This is a genomic window from Cryomorphaceae bacterium 1068 (assembly GCA_027214385.1).
In the GTDB taxonomy this organism is placed as follows: Bacteria; Bacteroidota; Bacteroidia; order Flavobacteriales_D; family Cryomorphaceae; genus JAKVAV01.
This window is the reverse complement of the sequence record JAPVXR010000004.1, coordinates 208910-226223: the sequence shown is the minus strand read 5'-3', so window position 1 is coordinate 226223 and position 17314 is coordinate 208910. Positions and strand designations below refer to the sequence as shown.

Here is a 17314-nt window from a genome sequence, read left to right as displayed (position 1 = left end):
TTAAACTGTTCGTTATGAAAATATTTACAAAAAAGATTGCAGCTATCATGCTGGGGGTTATGATGGGATTCGCAGGCTTCGCCTCCGGACCTTTCCAAGGAACCATCAAATTTACCAAAACGATTGGACCGGTCACGGCCAACTATGTTTACTATGTAAAAGGTGACTTAGTGCGTGTGGAAGAACTCGGCGAAAACGGAGAAATCCAAGGTATCATGATTGTTGATACTAAGGCTAACACCGTAAAAGCTTTGAGTCCCGAGCGTCAAATGTTCATTGATGTACCGAATAAGCGACCAGCTCGCGAAACGGATGTCTATGTGCAAAAGACCAATAAGACACAAGAAATTAATGGATACCAATGCACTCAGGTAAAGGTAACCGGAAAGGATGACGGTCGAGAAGTAACCTTCTGGGTTGCAGATGATGACTTTGACTTCTTGGTGCCAATGCTAGAGACATTGAACCGAAAAGATAAACTCGCGGTTTACTTTATGAATGTACCTGATATCGACGGAATGTTTCCGATGAAAGGTGTAGAGAAGAAAACTGACGGTGTAGAACTCACCAATCTTCAAGTGAACGAAGTGGAAAAAGGTGAATTGGATGACTCATTATTTGAGATTCCTGCAGAATACACCAAGTTCGAAAGAGAATAGACTAATAGCCACTACTACAGCAAAGAAGGCTGGCCGTTTCTAACGGTCAGCCTTATTTTTTTTCCATGTGTCCAAGCTCGATTGTCATCGATATGACCTGATGGAAAGTTAAAGGCTACAGGAAATGAATAAGGAGCTACTCTGTCAGCGATGATTTCTTCGGCTGTTTTCCCGAATGGAACTTTGTTGTCATTCATTTCGGTCATTCCTCCAACGACTAACCCGGAGAGGTTTTTAAGAATACCGGCTCGATCCAGCGCCAACATCATACGGTCAACATGATAGAGATATTCATCCAAATCTTCCAAAAACAAAACTTTCCCATCAGTGGAAGCTTGGGCAGTAGATCCCAATAGGCTGTAAAGCATGCTTAGGTTTCCACCAATCATTGCTCCTTCGCCATTTCCTTCTCGGTTTAATTTGTGAGTTGGAGCTTCGTAGTCTACTTGTTTTCCTTCTAGCAATTCAAATAAAGAGTCCAGCGCCTCTTTGGTATTGGTTTCGTAACTCAGCGGCATAGTGGAATGGATACTTTGCGTGTGAAACACATTCAATAAATGACTGTGCAAGGCAGTAATATCGCTGTATCCGCAAATCCATTTGGGGTCATTGTTAAAGGCCTTTCCATCGAATCCCTTCAGAAGTCGCGCCGTACCATAACCGCCTCTAGCAGCGAAGATGGCGCGAACATTTTTATCTCTCACTGATTCGTTCAAGTCGGCCAATCGCTCGGCATCCGTCCCCGCAAATTGATTGTCTCTTTTGTAAAGATTCTCACCAAGTGAAACTTTGAATCCTCTTTTTTCGATTTCCGTGACAGCGGAGTCAATAAATTCTTTTTCAACGGCTCGGGCAGTGGAGATGATTCGAATTTCATCGCCTGGTTGAAGATAGCTTGGGGTATGTGCCTGCATGTTTAAGTCATTATCTTTGCGCACACAAATCAAGCATTTTCCCATTGAATAACCCAAAACGATATACAGTTACTGCTGCTTTGCCTTATGCAAACGGCCCCTTGCACATTGGTCATATTGCGGGAGTTTACGTTCCAGCTGATATTTATGTGCGCTACTTGCGAATGGCTGGAAAAGACGTGGTCTTCGTTTGCGGAAGCGACGAGCACGGTGCTGCCATTACGCTCAAAGCAAAAAAGGAAGGAAAGACACCCCAGGAAATCGTGGATGAATTTCACACGATCAATAAAAAGTCCTTCGCTGATTTTGGAATTGATTTCAATATCTACCACCGCACGTCTGATCCGCTGCACCACAAGACGGCTCAAGACTTTTTTCTCAAGTTGAACGAGAAGGATTCGTTTACACAGAAAACCACTGAGCAATATTTCGACGAGGAAGCCGAGCAATTTTTGGCCGACCGTTACATCACGGGAACGTGCCCGAAATGTGGATTCGAGAATGCCTACGGTGATCAATGTGAAAACTGTGGTTCGACCTTGAACCCACGCGATTTGATCGATCCAAAATCCACACTTAGTGGATCAAAGCCCGTTTTGCGTGAGACTTCGCACTGGTTTCTACCCATGGAAAACCACGAAGGTTGGCTCAAGGCTTGGATCGAAAAAGGTACGTTGAAAGGTGTACGGCAGCACGATCCTTCAGAATGGAAAAAGCAGGTAATTGGTCAGTGCAAGTCTTGGATTGATGGTGGTTTGCAGCCGCGCGCCATGACCCGCGACCTCGATTGGGGAGTGAAAGTACCCCTCGAAGGCGCCGAAGGAAAAGTGCTTTATGTTTGGCTTGACGCACCGATTGGTTACATCTCGGCCACCAAGGCCTGGGCCGAAGCCGAAGGAAAAGACTGGAAGCCTTATTGGCAAAGTGAAGACACCAAGTTGGTGCACTTTTTGGCCAAGGACAATATCGTTTTCCACTGCATTATCTTCCCGATTTTGCTCAAGGAGCACGGAGATTTCATTTTGCCGGACAACGTGCCTGCTAATGAATTCCTCAACCTGGAAGGGAGAAAAATTTCAACTTCCCGAGATTGGGCCGTATGGCTCCACGAGTACCTGGCCGATTTTCCCGGAAAGGTAGATGAGCTCCGTTATGTTTTGAACGCCATTTCCCCTGAGTTCCGCGACAGCGAATTCACCTGGGAAGATTACCGCGCTAGAGTCAACAATGAGCTAGTTGCCGTTTTCGGGAATTTTGTGAACCGCACCTTGGTGCTGACACAGAAGTTCTACGACGGGCTGGTTCCGGAAGTAGGCGAACGAACCATCGATACGACTCAAGTCGACGAGGCGATTTCTTCGGCTCCCGGCAAGATAGCTGATGCTATCGAAGCGTATCGTATGCGCGACGCCCAGAACGAGATGATGAACTTGGCCCGAGCGGGTAATAAGTTCCTAACCGAAACTGAGCCGTGGAAACTGAACAAAACCGAGCCTGGAAAAGCAGCGGAGGTCATCGAAAAATGCCTTCAGTTGGCGGCAAATCTGGCCATAGTATGTGCGCCGTTTTTGCCTAACACTTCTGCGAAGATGGCCGAGATGCTCAACATTGAATTGGGAGATTGGGCGAGTGCCGGCAGAACATCTGTTCTCAAGGCAGGTCACCAAATCGGAAAGGCTGAGTTACTCTTCCAAAAAATTGAGGAAGAAGAAATCCAAGCACAGCTCGACAAACTCAAAAAGGAAGAAGAACCAAAATCAACCCTGATGCCCCAAAAGTCAAACATTGCTTTCGACGATTTTGTGAAAATGGATATTCGCACCGCCACCATTCTGGAAGCGGAACGGGTACCAAAAACGGATAAGTTGCTGAAGATTTCTTTGGACACGGGCATCGACAAGCGTACCGTGGTTTCAGGTATTTCCGAGTTTTTCAAACCCGAAGAAATAGTCGGAAAGAAAGTAAGCGTATTGGTCAATCTCGAACCTCGAAAACTTCGTGGAGTTGAATCTCAAGGGATGATTTTAATGGCCGAAGACGAAGAAGGGAAATTGACTTTTGTAAGCCCGGGTGGCGATTGGCCTAATGGGAGTGTGGTGAGGTAGTCAATATAAAAGCTCACCGCTTTGTTCAAGTATTTTCCTAAAGGCATCATCTTTTTGTAGATGTCAACTACTTTTTTGTCAAAATCATCAGAAAGGATGTCTTGTTGAGTGATGTCCGTCATGGCGGCAAATCGCTTACGGCGAAGTAGCTCGATGTTTTTGTGATCTTGGCTGTAATCGCGGGGAGCAGTTTTGAGCTGATCTTGTTCCGATAATTTTCCAAAGGTGTTTTTGAACGATTTTTTGTCAATGATTTTCTGCAGCTCATCTCCGTTATAGTCGATGGCACCCCTGATTTTTTCCAGCTGTTCCTTTGTGGGAGACCAGATTCCGCCACCGATGAAATTACCCGTAAGTCCCAGTTGAACGTAAAAACCACTTGGCCCTCCTGACAAGTTCATCTCCACCCCGAAATGATCCTTGTAAACAGGTTTCTCAGGATGGAACATCAAGTTATTGTTGATGCGCGAAATGGCCTTCTTTCCCGTCACGGGCTTAAATTCCCCATCTGCTTTGGCAACCTTTGCCATTAGATCATTGGCCCAGCTGATGACAAAATCCCGATTCAGCTCGTAGCGCTTTCGGTTTTCGTCCATCCACTCTTTGTGGTTGTTTTGGTTAAGGTCGCGAAGAAAGTCAAATACTTGGTAGAAGCTCATGGAATGAATCTTAGGTTCAGAAGCTCTAACAATGAAATCGAGCTTTTGTGAAAGACGAAATTCGAGAAGATATATTCAAAGCCTTTGAGAAATATTCCGCGGCTGCCCACAGATGGAAGAATTGTCACGAAAAAATAGCCCCGCCAGGAATCGAACCTGGATCTAAAGTTTAGGAAACTTCTATTCTATCCATTGAACTACGGGGCCTCAAAAGCAACAAAATTAAAAATTCTCGTTTTTAACGATTAGCGAAAACCGCACCTACCCAAAGGACATATTCCAAGAAAAACAAAACCCAAAAGCTGAGGTAAAACCGTTTCATTTGCCTTTTTTCCAGTGGGTTCGTCCTAGAAGCCAAGCTCAAAAAGGCGATTCCCAAAAGGGCATGACCGATGGTGACGACCCAACCTGAACCAATTCGGAAATCGAAAAAAAGAGGAGCGAAGGCTCCGATTGAATAAGCAAAACCCAATAGCCAAACTCCCGCCGAAAAGGTTTTGGCAGCGCCCTGCTTGATCGCCAGGCTGCCGATATCGATTTGCGCATCGCCTTCGATGTCGGGTATGTCTTTGAACCAGGCAATGCCCGCACTAAAGAGAACTACGAAAACCGTGAGCGTCCAGACCTCAACGGGGAAATCATAGCCACCCGAGTAGAGCACATAAAAGCCTAGATTGATCAAAACACCTCGCACGATGATAATGGCAAAAGCAGCGGTTTGGTGCCGACGTTTCAAGTAGACTCTTTTCCAAGAGTAGATAAACCCAAGAGCCGCGATGAGCGCCACCAAGCCCAAGAGGAAAAAAGAGGCGTATGCCGAAATAGTCAAGGAGGCGATCAGCGATCCGAAAACGATGAATTGCGCCGATTGAACGCTGAGGTTTCCCGCAGGAAGGGGAAGATCGGGTTTGTTGATGCGATCCAGATCGATGTCAACTAATTGATTGTACCCCGTGATAAACACATTGCAGAGCAGCGCCGCAACCAAGCTCAGAAGGAACAGGAAGCTGAATTCCCACTCGCGAACGGCCATCAGGTAGAGGGCGGTTACACTCACCGCAGAACCAACAATGGTATGCGGTCTTGTAAATTCCCACAGCGTTTTCAAGGTCCTCATTTCACCAAAAAGTATTTGAGTTTTGCCATTCGCGAAGTTAGCAGACCTTGTTCCACGGTTCGACCGCTGAGAGTTAATCCTTTTTCCAAGTCATCCCACTCTTCACGACTGAGCGATTTTATCACCGAGGCCAATCCATCCCACATGGTAGCCAAAACTCCCAAAGGAAGTATGTAAGTCAAAAGTAGCCACTTGAGTGAAAAGGGTCGCATAAAGGGAGCCAACAGAAAAGGGCCGATAAAAGTTGCGAGAAAAACCTTGAAAAATACATCGACGCGAGGGCGAAGTGGTTCGATAATTAGAAGGTGACTGTTGTTTTGGCTCGCTTTCTTCGCAATCAATTCCCGCTCTTGGCTGTCGAAATGATGGAATGCATTGAACATGATGTATAAGTCTGCATCGGGCAATTCTGATTTGAGCACATCCAATTCTACAATCGCATGACCGTCATCTGAACTTTCGGAGATGGAAGGGAATTTATCTGTCAACAGAACAGTAGTCCCGGTCTTTCTCAGTGTGGCCGTCGCATTCACTGCCGACTCTCCTGAACCAGAAGCCAAGTCAACAATCCGATTAGGGCTAAGCTCTTCCAAGAGTTTATTGACGGGTAAGTACAGTTGAGTGATTCGATCCAAAGTCGATAAGAAAGCCACTTGATAAGCGCGCAGCCAAGAGGGAAACCAAGTCTGATCTTCCAATTCGGGTGGTCGCCACTTCTTTCTCTTATTTTTGACGTCGATCAAAAGAATTGATTTGGATTTTCTCCTCGCTGGTTTAGTGCTGTTGTTTGTGTTGGTGGCCGAAGTTTTTCGCCGCACGGGAATTGTTCATCCCGTATTTGCGAGAAAGATACTTCACATTGGGGCAATATCAGTCTCGGCTTTTTCGGTTTATTTTCTTGAAATCGAACAGCTACTGCTGATCATCGGTTTAGCTATCCCTCTTTTGGCAGCAGCCGTTTTTCTGGGTTTTTTCAGAGATGACGAGACCGGGCGCAGGAGTTACGGTATCCTTTATTTCGCCATTTCCTTTTTTGCACTGACCTATTTCTTTGGGGCTGACCAGCCTCATTTGGTGTACTTTCCTCTGATGGTCTTAGCATGGTCAGACGGGCTTGCCACGGTAGTCGGCTATGGCTTTGGCAAGCGTAAACTGGATTTTTCGCCGGAAGGCAAAACGCTGGAAGGAGCCTTGACTTTTGCCGTTGTGACTTTCGTTGTCTTGGTATTTGGGAGTCGCTTATTGCCCGAGTTCATTCCATCCATCGAGTGGAAACAAGCATTTTTTATGGCCGTATTTCTCGCCATTCTGGAGTCGTTGTCGCTAAGGAGTTTTGACAATCTATGGGTTCCTGCGGCCTGTGCTTACTGGATTCTAATTCTCCCTGTAGGTGATTCAATCTACTATTCTTTAGTCATCCCTGTTTTGGCATTTTTTGCCTTTCGGCGAAAATGGTTGACCTGTGGTGGGGCATTTGCGGCAGCCATTCTGGGTTGGGTTTTTGTGGTCAATTCCCAACCTAAAATCATCGTATTTCCAGCCGCGTTTTTCTTGATTGGAAGTCTGCTTTCAAAGCTTCCGGGATATAAGGATGAAGGCTCTGTGAGAGATGCCGATCAAGTCTTTGCCAATGGATTGATTCCTGCCGTGTGCTTCATGGTGTACTTTATTTGGGCCGATTCCGTTTTCTTAATTGCAGGTGTTTCAGGGTTTGCTTTTGCCTTGAGTGATACCTCTGCTTCTGAAATCGGTGTGCGAATGGGAGGAAACCATTACAAAATTCTGAATGGAAAGAAAACTGCGGCAGGTGTTAGCGGCGCTATCACCTTTTCCGGCTCTCTTGCGGGAATGATCTTTGCTTTTATTCCTGCTGCGCTTGCCTATTTGCCACTGTTCGATTTTAGCTTGACGCAATGCTTGATTATAGGTGCTGCTGGGGTTATTGGGAATTTGACCGACAGCCTCATCGGAGACCTCTTCCAAGCAAAATACACGAATCCGGATGGTACCATTCGCGAAAGCGCTAAAGACAAAAACGAAAATCCAACCCGTGGCTTCTCACGGATAAACAACAGCACAACCAACCTTCTCGCTTCAGTGATTGCTTGTCTCTTTGGTCTTTTAATGGCTGGCTTAATTTGAGCTTTTCGAGAGCTCCTCGATTTCCAACATTTTACTGTGAAAAACTATGAATTACCGAAACATTACGCCCACTCTGATACGTATCTTTAAAAAGATAAATTATCAACTCCCCTTGATGACTAGAAACTTCCGGATTAAGGAGGCATTTATTCTATTGCCCATACTTTTTTTAGCGTCTTTTCTTTCCGCTCAAGATTGTACAAATCCTGAAGCGCTCTGCCCTGGCGAAGGTGCGCCTAACTATTCATACTTGGATGGTGCACCATCAAGCGTAGGTGCTGGTTTTTGTTTTGCGGATGCCCCCAATGCGGTTTTCTATTCATTCGAAACGCAGAACATCGATCAATTTCCATTTATTGATTACCAAGACAGTACAGCCACAATACAATTCAGCGTTGACTCTTGTCTCGCCGATACGGCCATTGGAATAGCTGTATTTGACGCTGTAGACATTTGCGATTCGGGTTCTTATTCTTCGCCTGTTTTTTGCACCACCGATACAACGGGTGGCGGTCAAATTTTCTTGACGGCACTCGAGCCTGCTACAACATACTACATCATGATCACGGGATTGAACGATGGACTGGGTGGCCCTGATTCTGAGTGTAGTTTCAATCTTGATGTTTCCGGACCTGCTTTGGAATACGACCTTGGTGCCGAAGGATATCAGAGTGGACGCGATCCGAATAGTGCTGCATCCAATGTTGAGGTTTTTGAGGGTGAAACGGTTGTGTTAACCGCCGATGGTGATTTCGGTAATTTGGAATGGTCGGGGCCTCAACTCAATCAAACCACGGGAGATGAAGTCACTGCAGAACCGGAAGGAGTAGATATCACGGTAACGTATATGGTGACCGCCGAGATAGGCGGGTGTACATACACTGATGAGGTGAGCGTTTTTATCCTGCCTCCGATCGTTGCCTCTAACACGTTCACCCCAAATGCTGATGGATTCAATGATGTATGGTTTATCGAAGGAATTAACGATTGGCCAAACGCCCAAATATTTGTCTACTCGAGATGGGGCAATAAGGTGTTCCAAGCCACTAATTATGAAAACGATTGGGGAGGAGACGACTTGCCTGCTGCCACCTATTATTACGTTATCGAACTCAACCCCGTTGATTTCGACGCTGAGCCCATTACCGGTTCTGTAACAATACTAAGATGATGAGGAAGCTGTTCATATTGATTTTCGTACTGGCTTATTGCTCAATAGCAAAGGCTCAGCAAAACGCGCAGTTCACAAATTTTCTCTTCAATTCATTTGCGCTTCACCCCGCCCAAGCGGGAATGCAGAAATGCCTCGATGCCCGAGTGGGATATAGAAATCAGTGGGTGGGTTTTGAAAATAATCCACAGACCCTATTCATTTCGGCGCATCAGCGTATTGAGAAGATCAGCAAAGAAAAGGGAGTGATTCACGGTGCCGGAATTATCATCGAGGGTGACAATACCGGTTTTACAGGAAGGACATCACTACACGCCGTCTATGCTGTTCATCTACCCATTACGCGGAAGACACGTATTTCATTCGGGTTTGGACTCGGAGCCCTCCAGTATCGCTTTGATGCTTCTCAGGTCAGAGTTTTAGGACCCAATAATGGTCCTGACCCCATTCTTCAAGAATCCCAGGCAGAATTTGCTTTTCCTGATATTAAAGCGAGCATTTGGCTTTACAGCAAATACTGGTTTATTGGACTGAGCGGTCATAATTTAACGGGTCCCACCTTCAACGATATTGGCGAAGATGTGCAGATTCAGCCGAATTTTAATTTGACGGCCGGTCGCGTATATCAGGGGGGTGACAAGATGAAATACATTCCTGCAGCACAATTGAAATTTACTGGTAACTCTACACCTTCATTTGACGTAAACTTCTGGGCAGACTACGACGATGTGGTAGCTCTCGGTGTAGCGTTTCGATCAGAAGACGCGGTAGCAGGGATGCTGAAATTCAGTTTTCTCGACTACTTCACCGTTGCGTACGCATACGACGTGACTTACTCCAAAATTCGTCTCGGCTCTTCAAATAGTCATGAGATCATTTTAGGAATAAGTGCTTGTCCGCGAAACCAAAAAGCAGGCTTTGTGCCTTGTAATGCATACGACTAGAAAGTGAAATGAAAGCTGCCCCTTATATTCGGTTATCGTTGATTATCATCTTTTCAACGATGCTGTCCTTCTTTGGCATGGGCCAGTCACTCTATTGGCAAGGTCAGTCCGGAAATTGGAATGATCTGGATAATTGGGGCGATGCATCAGGCGCGCCCGTACAGGATCTTCCCGACGAAGGAACTCATGTGTACTTTTCAGCGCAAAGCGCAGGGGTGATTAACCTTGCAAATCAAGAAATTCAAATAGCTTCCTTAACGGCTCTAAACGTTGACCAAATCACTTTGGAGTCAGATCAAGGCGCTACCCTAGTCATTGGCGGAAGCCTTAATCTCGGAGAGGAGGTTTCTTTGGGTTCAAGCATAGAACTTCAACTTACAGGCGAAGGATATTCCAACCCTACTCTTTCTATTCCTTCTACTCTCGAGAGCCATCTGGCTGATTTTCCTGCACATTACGAAAGAATTCCAACTTCAAACGGCACGAGAGGTTCTTGTCCGTTTTTTGATTTAACACCAGACCCTACACCGCCTACGTGTAACGATTTTAACGATGGAACTGCGGCTGTGCTTGAACCTACCACAGGTGTCGGGCCTTATACGTATCAATGGATCGGTGGTCCTACCACCAGAGAATGGACGAATGTTGGTGCGGGAACTTACACCGTATTGGTATTTGATCAAGGTCAAGGAGGAGTTCCTTGTAATATTGATGTATTCGTAAATGAGCCCGGACCACTTACCGTGTTTGCACTTAACCCTACAGCTCCCACTTGTGCAGATCTTTGCAATGGTCAGGCAGCTCCGATCATCATCGGAGGAAACGGCGGCTACGATCTGGACTGGTCCAGCGGTGAATCAGGACCAACCGCCTCTGCACTTTGTGCAACTTTCACTTTGACAATCGAGGATGTTGAGGGGTGCGTCGCAGATACTACAGTAACGTTTAGCAATATTCCCGAGCCAATTTTGATCGACGAAGTGGTTACCGATATCACCTGCTTTGGGGCAGATGACGGTTTCATTGATATTTCTGCCTCGGGTGGTACAGGAAATCTTGGATTCGCTTGGTCAGGTCCGAATGGATTCACTTCTGTTTCCGAAGATATTTCAGGACTTGAGCCCGGGGATTATACTATAGAAGTAACAGATGACAACGGTTGTACCGTGGATGAGACTTATGCTGTTGTCGAGAATCCGGTATTGCTTGTTTCGGCAACCGCAACGGATAATTTGTGCAATGCAGACAATACAGGCTCGGTCGATTTAACGATTTCAGGAGGTTTGTCGCCTTATGACGTTTCATGGACAGGACCGGGAGGCTTTGTTTCTGTGGATCAAGACATTGCGGATCTTCTAGCAGGTACGTATGAGGTGACCGTCACCGATGCTGCTAATTGCGTGGTGGTTATTCAAGAAACGGTGGATGAGCCAACACCATTGACGGCAGTCATTACACCTTCAAGCCTACTTTGCTTTGAAAATAACTCTGGACAACTTACTGCAGCGGCACAAGGTGGAACTCCGGGATACAATTATGCTTGGGCAGGTCCAAATGGATTTTTTGGATCAGGACCTACGATAATCGCACTTCCTGCAGGAACTTATACGCTCACTCTCACGGACAATAACAATTGTGTCTTTACAACAGATGTAGATTTGGTGGAGCCCGATGAGCTGATGCTGGATTTTGTTGAATCACCCATTTCGTGTAACGGAGATTCAGATGGAGCCATCGATTTGACTATTACGGGAGGAACTGCTCCATTTTCTTTTACTTGGACAGGTCCGAATGGGTTTACTTCAACAGATGAGGATATAACCGCCCTTTCAACGGGAACTTATTCGGTTGAGGTAACTGACTTCAACAACTGTGTAATAGCCGATAGCTATGACCTTGCACAGCCATTGCCAATAGATCTTTCAGCTGTCACAGCAGATCCGAGTTGTGCCGCACAGAACTCAGGAGCGATTGACCTTACCATTACCAATGGGACTGCCCCTTATGATGTTTCATGGTCTGGGCCAAATGGTTTTTCGTCGACCGATGAAGATAACGCGAATCTGGTAGCAGGAGATTACACGGTAGAAGTTACCGACGCGGGAAATTGTTTTGAGACTGCTACATACACCTTGGTTGATCCAACAGGATTGGATGCTACGTTTACGACAGGCGATGTCTCATGCTTCGGCGGTACAAATGGAAGTATCTCAACATCCGCATCAGGAGGATCGGCCCCTTATGGTTTCGCTTGGACAGGGCCAAACGGCTTCGTGTCATCTGATCAGAATCTAAGTGATTTGGAAGCAGGAGACTACACACTGACCCTAAGTGACGACAATGGCTGTGAGGAAACCTTCTTAGTTACCATAAATCAACCCACTGATATTGTGGTTTTGAATACCATTACCGATGTGCTTTGTTTTGGTGATTCGGATGGCGGAATTGAAATTACACCTTCAGGAGCTACCCCACCTTACACCTTTCAATGGACAGGGCCTTCAGGTTTTTCCTCTTCAGCTCAGAATATTTCAAACATTTCAGCAGGGGATTATTCAGTGGAGATTACGGATGATAATGGGTGTCTGTTCGACTTTACCTATACTGTAAATGAGCCGGGAGCTATTGTACTTGTTGAGACTATTACCGAGGTGCTTTGTGCGGGAGATTTTACCGGTGCTATCGACCTTACCGTTTCGGGTGGAGTGTTGGATTACGACTTTTTATGGACGGGCCCAAATGGTTTTACTGCCAGTACAGAAGATGTTTCCAATATCGAAGCAGGATCTTACACAATAGATTTGACTGATGGCTTGGGCTGTAGTGCTTCAGCTACTTATACTATTCAGGAGCAGTTCGATGTACTTCTTACCGCTACTTCAACCAATATTTCTTGCTTTGGCGCCGGAGACGGATCCATCGATTTAGCTCCTTCAGGCGGTCTAGCACCGTTCACATTTGATTGGACGGGCCCGAATGGATTCACATCGTCCGATGAAGATCTAATAGGTCTGGAGGCAGGAATTTACGATGTACTGACTACCGACTTCAATGGTTGTACCGAAACCTCACAGGTAGAAATTCTTGAACCGTCAGAGATCGTTTTAGATATCGTTTCTACAAATATTAACTGCTTTGGTGATGCCGATGGTACAATTACACTAACCACTACCGGTGGAACCGCTCCGTTGGATTTCTCATGGGTTGGACCGAATGCGTTTACTTCAGCTAACCAAAACTTATCAGGATTAGAGCCCGGTGATTACGAAGTCACCGTGGAGGATGCAAACGGATGTTCAGTGAATGATGTAGTGACCATTTCAGAAAACGCTGTTTTGACGGTGTCTGTTGAAACTTTCAACTCCAATTGTCAGCAATCAGATGGTTTGGCAGTAGCCACTGCAGTGGGAGGAACAGGCGTTTTGACCTACGTTTGGGAAGATGAATTTGGAACTGTACTAGTTCAAAACGATAGTTTGATCGATGTGCAGTCCGGAACTTATGTGGTCATTGTATCTGATGAATTGGGCTGCACCATACAATCAACTGCCGTGATCTCTGATGATAACGGAACGCTAACCGGTATCGTAACAAATCCTATTTGTGCCGGTGGAAATAATGGAGCTATCGATACGGAACTCATCGGTGGAACGGCGCCATTTATCTATGAGTGGACAGACGGAAATGGATTTACCTCGGATCAAGAAGATCTTACCGATTTGGTTGCGAGTACCTATGTTTTATCGATTACCGATGCAAACAATTGCGTATTTTCAGAGGCCTTTGAAGTAATCGATCCAATTGCTATTACTGCAGTGGTGAGTTTAATAGAAGTGAGTTGCGCTGGTGCCGATGGAGTCATAGATTTGACGATCGAAAATGCAGCCGATCCTTTTGACGTCAATTGGACAGGCCCTAATGGTTTTGTCGGAGACGGTGTATCTCTCAGTGCTTTGGAGCCTGGAGATTATGATTACACCATTCTCGATGCATTGGGTTGCAGTATTTCAGGAGCCGTTTCGCTTGCGGAGGCTCCATCTATCGATGTTGTAGAAACAATCACCAATATTGATTGTGCAGGTGATGCTAACGGTATAATAAGTCTGGAAGTTTCCGGTGGAATTCCACCATTGCAGTTCTCTTGGATAGGCCCTGATGGATTTACTTCCTCTTTTGAAGATATTTCAAGTTTGTCTCCCGGAGACTACGATTTGACCGTTACGGATCAGTCTACTTGTACAGAAAATCTGACGTTTACGATTACAGAACCAGATTCTATCTTGGTTGATATTGCCATCTCTGAACCGGATTGCAATCAGTCCAATGGATCCCTGCAAGCAACAATTACAGGAGGAACGATTTCTCTAGACTACAGTATTGCTTGGTCTGATAATTTAGGAAATCCTATTTCAAGCGATGTACTTGTTGAGAATTTAGCACCTGGAACTTATAGCTTAATTGTCACTGACGACAATGGTTGCGTTTACATGGAAGACATTACATTGAGTAACCCGGGCGGAGATATCACACCAACAATTACTCCCGTTACCTGCGGTGGTGAAATGGATGGATCGATAAACCTAGAGATTCTCAATGTCGCTGAACCCTTTGCTGTTTCTTGGACTGGCCCTGATGGATTTATTTCAAGTGACGAAGACATTATCAATCTCGCTGCAGGTATATACACCTACTCCGTTTCAGGAGCAGATGGATGTGTTTTTAGTGAATCGCTCGAAGTGACTTCACCCGAAGCGATAGTTGTACTTGCCTCAACTGTCAACACTTGCTTTGGTGAAGATAATGGTCAAATCGAAATTGAAGTTTCAGGAGGAGAGGCACCTTACGCCATAAGTTGGATTGGGCCGGATACTTTTGTTTCTAGCGATTTGGTGATTTCTGATTTAGTGGCCGGGGATTATGTCCTCGAAATCATTGATAACGCGGGATGTGACTTTAGCGATGTTTATACCGTTACTGAGAGTCCGGAAATTATTACAGAGATTGCTTTCCAAAATGTTGTTTGTTTTGGTGAAATGAACGGCTCCATTGATTTGACTATTTCGGGAGGTCTTCCTCCATTTAGCATTGAATGGTTGGGCTCTGATGGTTTTAGTTCTACTGATGAAGACCTAACAGCATTGGGCATTGGAGATTATACTGTGATTATTTCTGATTTCAATGGATGTTCGGTACAAGACACGGTCACTATTGCTCAACCGGATGAGCTTGTGGTAATTGAAGAAGTTACCGCCTCAGGATGTTCAGATCTGCCCAATTCAGGTTCGATTTCGCTTTTCCCGGAAGGAGGACAAGTTGGATATGTCGTGGTATGGACAGGCCCTGATGATTTTAGCTCAACTCTTTTTGATATTATAGATCTCTCGACGGGAATATACGATTACACCGTGACTGATCAGGCGGGTTGTGAAGTCAGTAATTCAATTGAGATACTTGAAGTAGAGCCTCTCTCGCTAGAAGCTAATGTTATTGATCCCACTTGCTTTGGATCGTCCACAGGGGCTATTGAGCCATTAATTGGAGGAGGACTCGCCCCTTATCAACTAGTATGGGTAGGACCTGACGGATTTGAGGCGTCTACTGATACGATAGAAAACCTCTTTGTTGGTGAGTACAGTCTTACCGTGATTGATCAAGCCGGTTGTGAGCTAAGAGAAACACTTACTTTGAATCAGCCGGAGCCAATTTTGATAGAGTTGAATAGCGCAGCAGCGACTTGTGTCAATGTTGCCGATGGCTCTGTCGAAGCCTTGGTCACGGGAGGAATACCTGAGTACTCCTTCCTCTGGGCTGGCCCTGAAAGCTTCGAATCCGATGAACAGAACATCATCGATTTATCACAAGGCGAGTATATCTTGACGGTTATGGATGCCAATGGTTGCGAGATTTCCGATACAACGGTTATCGATGTTCTTTTTGACCTTGATGTAAATGCAGGATTGGATGCGGCTCTTTGTCCATCAGATTTGCCTGTTACCCTGGATGGAGAGTTGGCAGGTGGAGATCAATACTTTTGGACACTTAATGGCGATACCATTTCGTCCTCATCTCAAGTGTTAATCGATGAGTCTTTTGATGGAATTACAGATCTGATCCTTATCGGCTCAAATGGAGCATGTTCAGAAACTGATACTGTCTCTGTTGAAATCTTGGAAAGTCCTGAAGTCGATGCAGGAGAGGATGCACGGGTATTTATAGAAGAAGTCTTCTCACTAGGTGGCGACCCAACTTCTCCTGACGAGGTGACATATTTATGGATTCCGAATCCTATGTCTGTATTTGACAGTACTGCGGCTAATCCAACAGGCTTCCTTTTGGAAAGTGAAGATTTCGTAATAACCGTTACTGATCAGAATGGATGTCAATCTTCGGATAGTGTATTTGTTGAGGTTTTGCCTGACATAGACGTGACGTCCGGCTTTACGCCAAATGGAGATGGAGTGAATGATACATGGATCATTGACAATATCGAACTTTTCCCTTCGATGGTCGTACATGTCTTCAATCGATGGGGAGAGGAAGTGTTTGAATCACAAGGGTACAACTCGACTATTGCATGGGATGGAACATATGAAGGATCTATTCTTCCAAGTGGTACCTATTACTTTACTCTTGAATTAAATGATCCGCGGTTCCCTGACCCGATTACGGGACCACTAACCCTGCACAGATAATGAAAAGGCTATTTGTCATATCGTTTCTTCTCTTCTGCCTTCAGGGTTTGAACGCTCAGCAAGTACAGCAGTTTTCGCAGTATTTCTTGTCTGGTTTTACTTTCAATCCTGCTTTTGCTGGTAGTACAGAAAATTTCAATGCATTGGCGACTCACCGAACACAATGGACTGGAATTACCGATGCTCCCAGAACTTATTTCTTAGGACTGCATGCACCAAGTGCCAATGGTAAGATGGGGTTTGGAGGTTCTCTTTTTACGGATGTAGCCGGACCAACCCGTAGAACGGGAATACAAGGAGCCTATTCTTACCAGCTAAAAGTTACCGAGAACTCTAAAGTCTCTTTGGGTGTTTCTTTTGGAATGACGCAGTTTGCAATAGACGGAACTCAGATTACACTTAGAGATAACAATGATCAAGCACTCACCAATTCGATGCAGGCTGAACTCAAGCCCGATGCCTCTTTTGGTGCCCTTTGGTATGGCGAGAAATTTCATATAGGAATTTCGGCAACACAGCTTTTTAACAACAAACTTGATCTGTTTCAGGGAGATACGGAAGGCAGAATGGCTGTCCATTATTTCCTGACAGGTGGTTATAAGTTTACTATTTCGGAAACATTTGACGTTGAGCCTTTTGCATTGGTGAAGTATGTCTCGCCAATTGAACCTCAGGTAGATATCAGTGCCAGAGTATTGTACAATAGTAACCTTTGGATAGGAGGTTCGTATCGGACGAATGATGCTGCAGTAGTATTTGCTGGCTATCAAATAATGGATTATCTCACATTAGGCTACTCTATTGACTTCACAACGTCTAATTTGAGAAATTACTCGAATGGAACCCATGAAATTTTCTTGGGCATTCGATTTGGAAAAGAAAAAATGATTGAACCAGAACTATAATTTCCC

The 17314-nt window shown here is 45.3% G+C and carries 11 protein-coding genes and 1 tRNA gene; 7 read left to right on the top strand and 5 right to left on the bottom strand.

Going from position 1 to position 17314, the window contains the following annotated elements:
• The first annotated feature begins 14 nt into the window (after window positions 1–14).
• Window positions 15–659 carry a DUF4412 domain-containing protein gene (locus O3Q51_07890; GenBank protein ID MCZ4408723.1) on the top strand — a complete coding sequence of 215 codons (645 nt, stop codon included), beginning with the start codon at window positions 15–17 and terminating at the stop codon, window positions 657–659.
• A gap of 14 nt (window positions 660–673) precedes the next feature.
• Here O3Q51_07890 and O3Q51_07885 read toward each other — a convergent pair whose 3' ends face one another.
• Window positions 674–1573, bottom strand: coding sequence for an LD-carboxypeptidase (locus O3Q51_07885; protein ID MCZ4408722.1), 900 nt, complete (start codon window positions 1571–1573; stop codon window positions 674–676).
• A 44-nt stretch (window positions 1574–1617) separates the two neighbouring features.
• Here O3Q51_07885 and metG point away from each other — a divergent pair, with 44 nt between their 5' ends.
• The gene (gene metG / locus O3Q51_07880) at window positions 1618–3678 is read left to right on the top strand and encodes a methionine--tRNA ligase (GenBank protein ID MCZ4408721.1); all 2061 of its coding nucleotides are present in this window, start codon (window positions 1618–1620) and stop codon (window positions 3676–3678) included.
• On the opposite strand, the gene O3Q51_07875 is transcribed toward metG, so the two are convergent.
• From O3Q51_07875 to O3Q51_07860, 4 genes are all read right to left on the bottom strand, one after another.
• Entirely contained in the window at window positions 3585–4337 is a 753-nt protein-coding gene (locus O3Q51_07875) for a DUF2461 domain-containing protein (GenBank protein MCZ4408720.1), read from the bottom strand. The genes metG and O3Q51_07875 overlap by 94 nt on opposite strands.
• 135 nt (window positions 4338–4472) lie before the next feature.
• A tRNA-Arg gene (locus O3Q51_07870) sits at window positions 4473–4544 on the bottom strand.
• A 31-nt stretch (window positions 4545–4575) separates the two neighbouring features.
• On the bottom strand, window positions 4576–5445 hold the full coding sequence (locus O3Q51_07865; protein MCZ4408719.1) for a homogentisate phytyltransferase: 870 nt from the start codon (window positions 5443–5445) through the stop codon (window positions 4576–4578).
• A 5-nt stretch (window positions 5446–5450) separates the two neighbouring features.
• The gene (locus O3Q51_07860; GenBank protein MCZ4408718.1) at window positions 5451–6197 is read right to left on the bottom strand and encodes a hypothetical protein; all 747 of its coding nucleotides are present in this window, start codon (window positions 6195–6197) and stop codon (window positions 5451–5453) included.
• 10 nt (window positions 6198–6207) lie between these two features.
• Here O3Q51_07860 and O3Q51_07855 point away from each other — a divergent pair, with 10 nt between their 5' ends.
• The 5 genes from O3Q51_07855 to O3Q51_07835 all read left to right on the top strand — a co-directional run bounded on the left by O3Q51_07855 (window position 6208) and on the right by O3Q51_07835 (window position 17308).
• A complete protein-coding gene (locus O3Q51_07855; GenBank protein MCZ4408717.1) occupies window positions 6208–7596 on the top strand; it encodes a DUF92 domain-containing protein in 1389 nt (462 codons plus the stop codon).
• A gap of 115 nt (window positions 7597–7711) precedes the next feature.
• Window positions 7712–8767: a gliding motility-associated C-terminal domain-containing protein gene (locus tag O3Q51_07850; GenBank protein MCZ4408716.1), complete on the top strand. Its 1056-nt coding sequence runs from the start codon at window positions 7712–7714 to the stop codon at window positions 8765–8767.
• Window positions 8767–9711 (top strand): type IX secretion system membrane protein PorP/SprF, encoded by a 945-nt coding sequence (locus O3Q51_07845; GenBank protein ID MCZ4408715.1) that lies wholly within the window; start codon window positions 8767–8769, stop codon window positions 9709–9711. Before O3Q51_07850 ends, O3Q51_07845 begins: the two co-directional genes overlap by 1 nt.
• A 59-nt stretch (window positions 9712–9770) precedes the next feature.
• Window positions 9771–16403 carry a gliding motility-associated C-terminal domain-containing protein gene (locus O3Q51_07840; GenBank protein MCZ4408714.1) on the top strand — a complete coding sequence of 2211 codons (6633 nt, stop codon included), beginning with the start codon at window positions 9771–9773 and terminating at the stop codon, window positions 16401–16403.
• Window positions 16403–17308 (top strand): type IX secretion system membrane protein PorP/SprF, encoded by a 906-nt coding sequence (locus tag O3Q51_07835; GenBank protein ID MCZ4408713.1) that lies wholly within the window; start codon window positions 16403–16405, stop codon window positions 17306–17308. The genes O3Q51_07840 and O3Q51_07835 overlap by 1 nt, the downstream gene beginning before the upstream one ends.
• The last annotated feature ends 6 nt before the right edge of the window (window positions 17309–17314 follow it).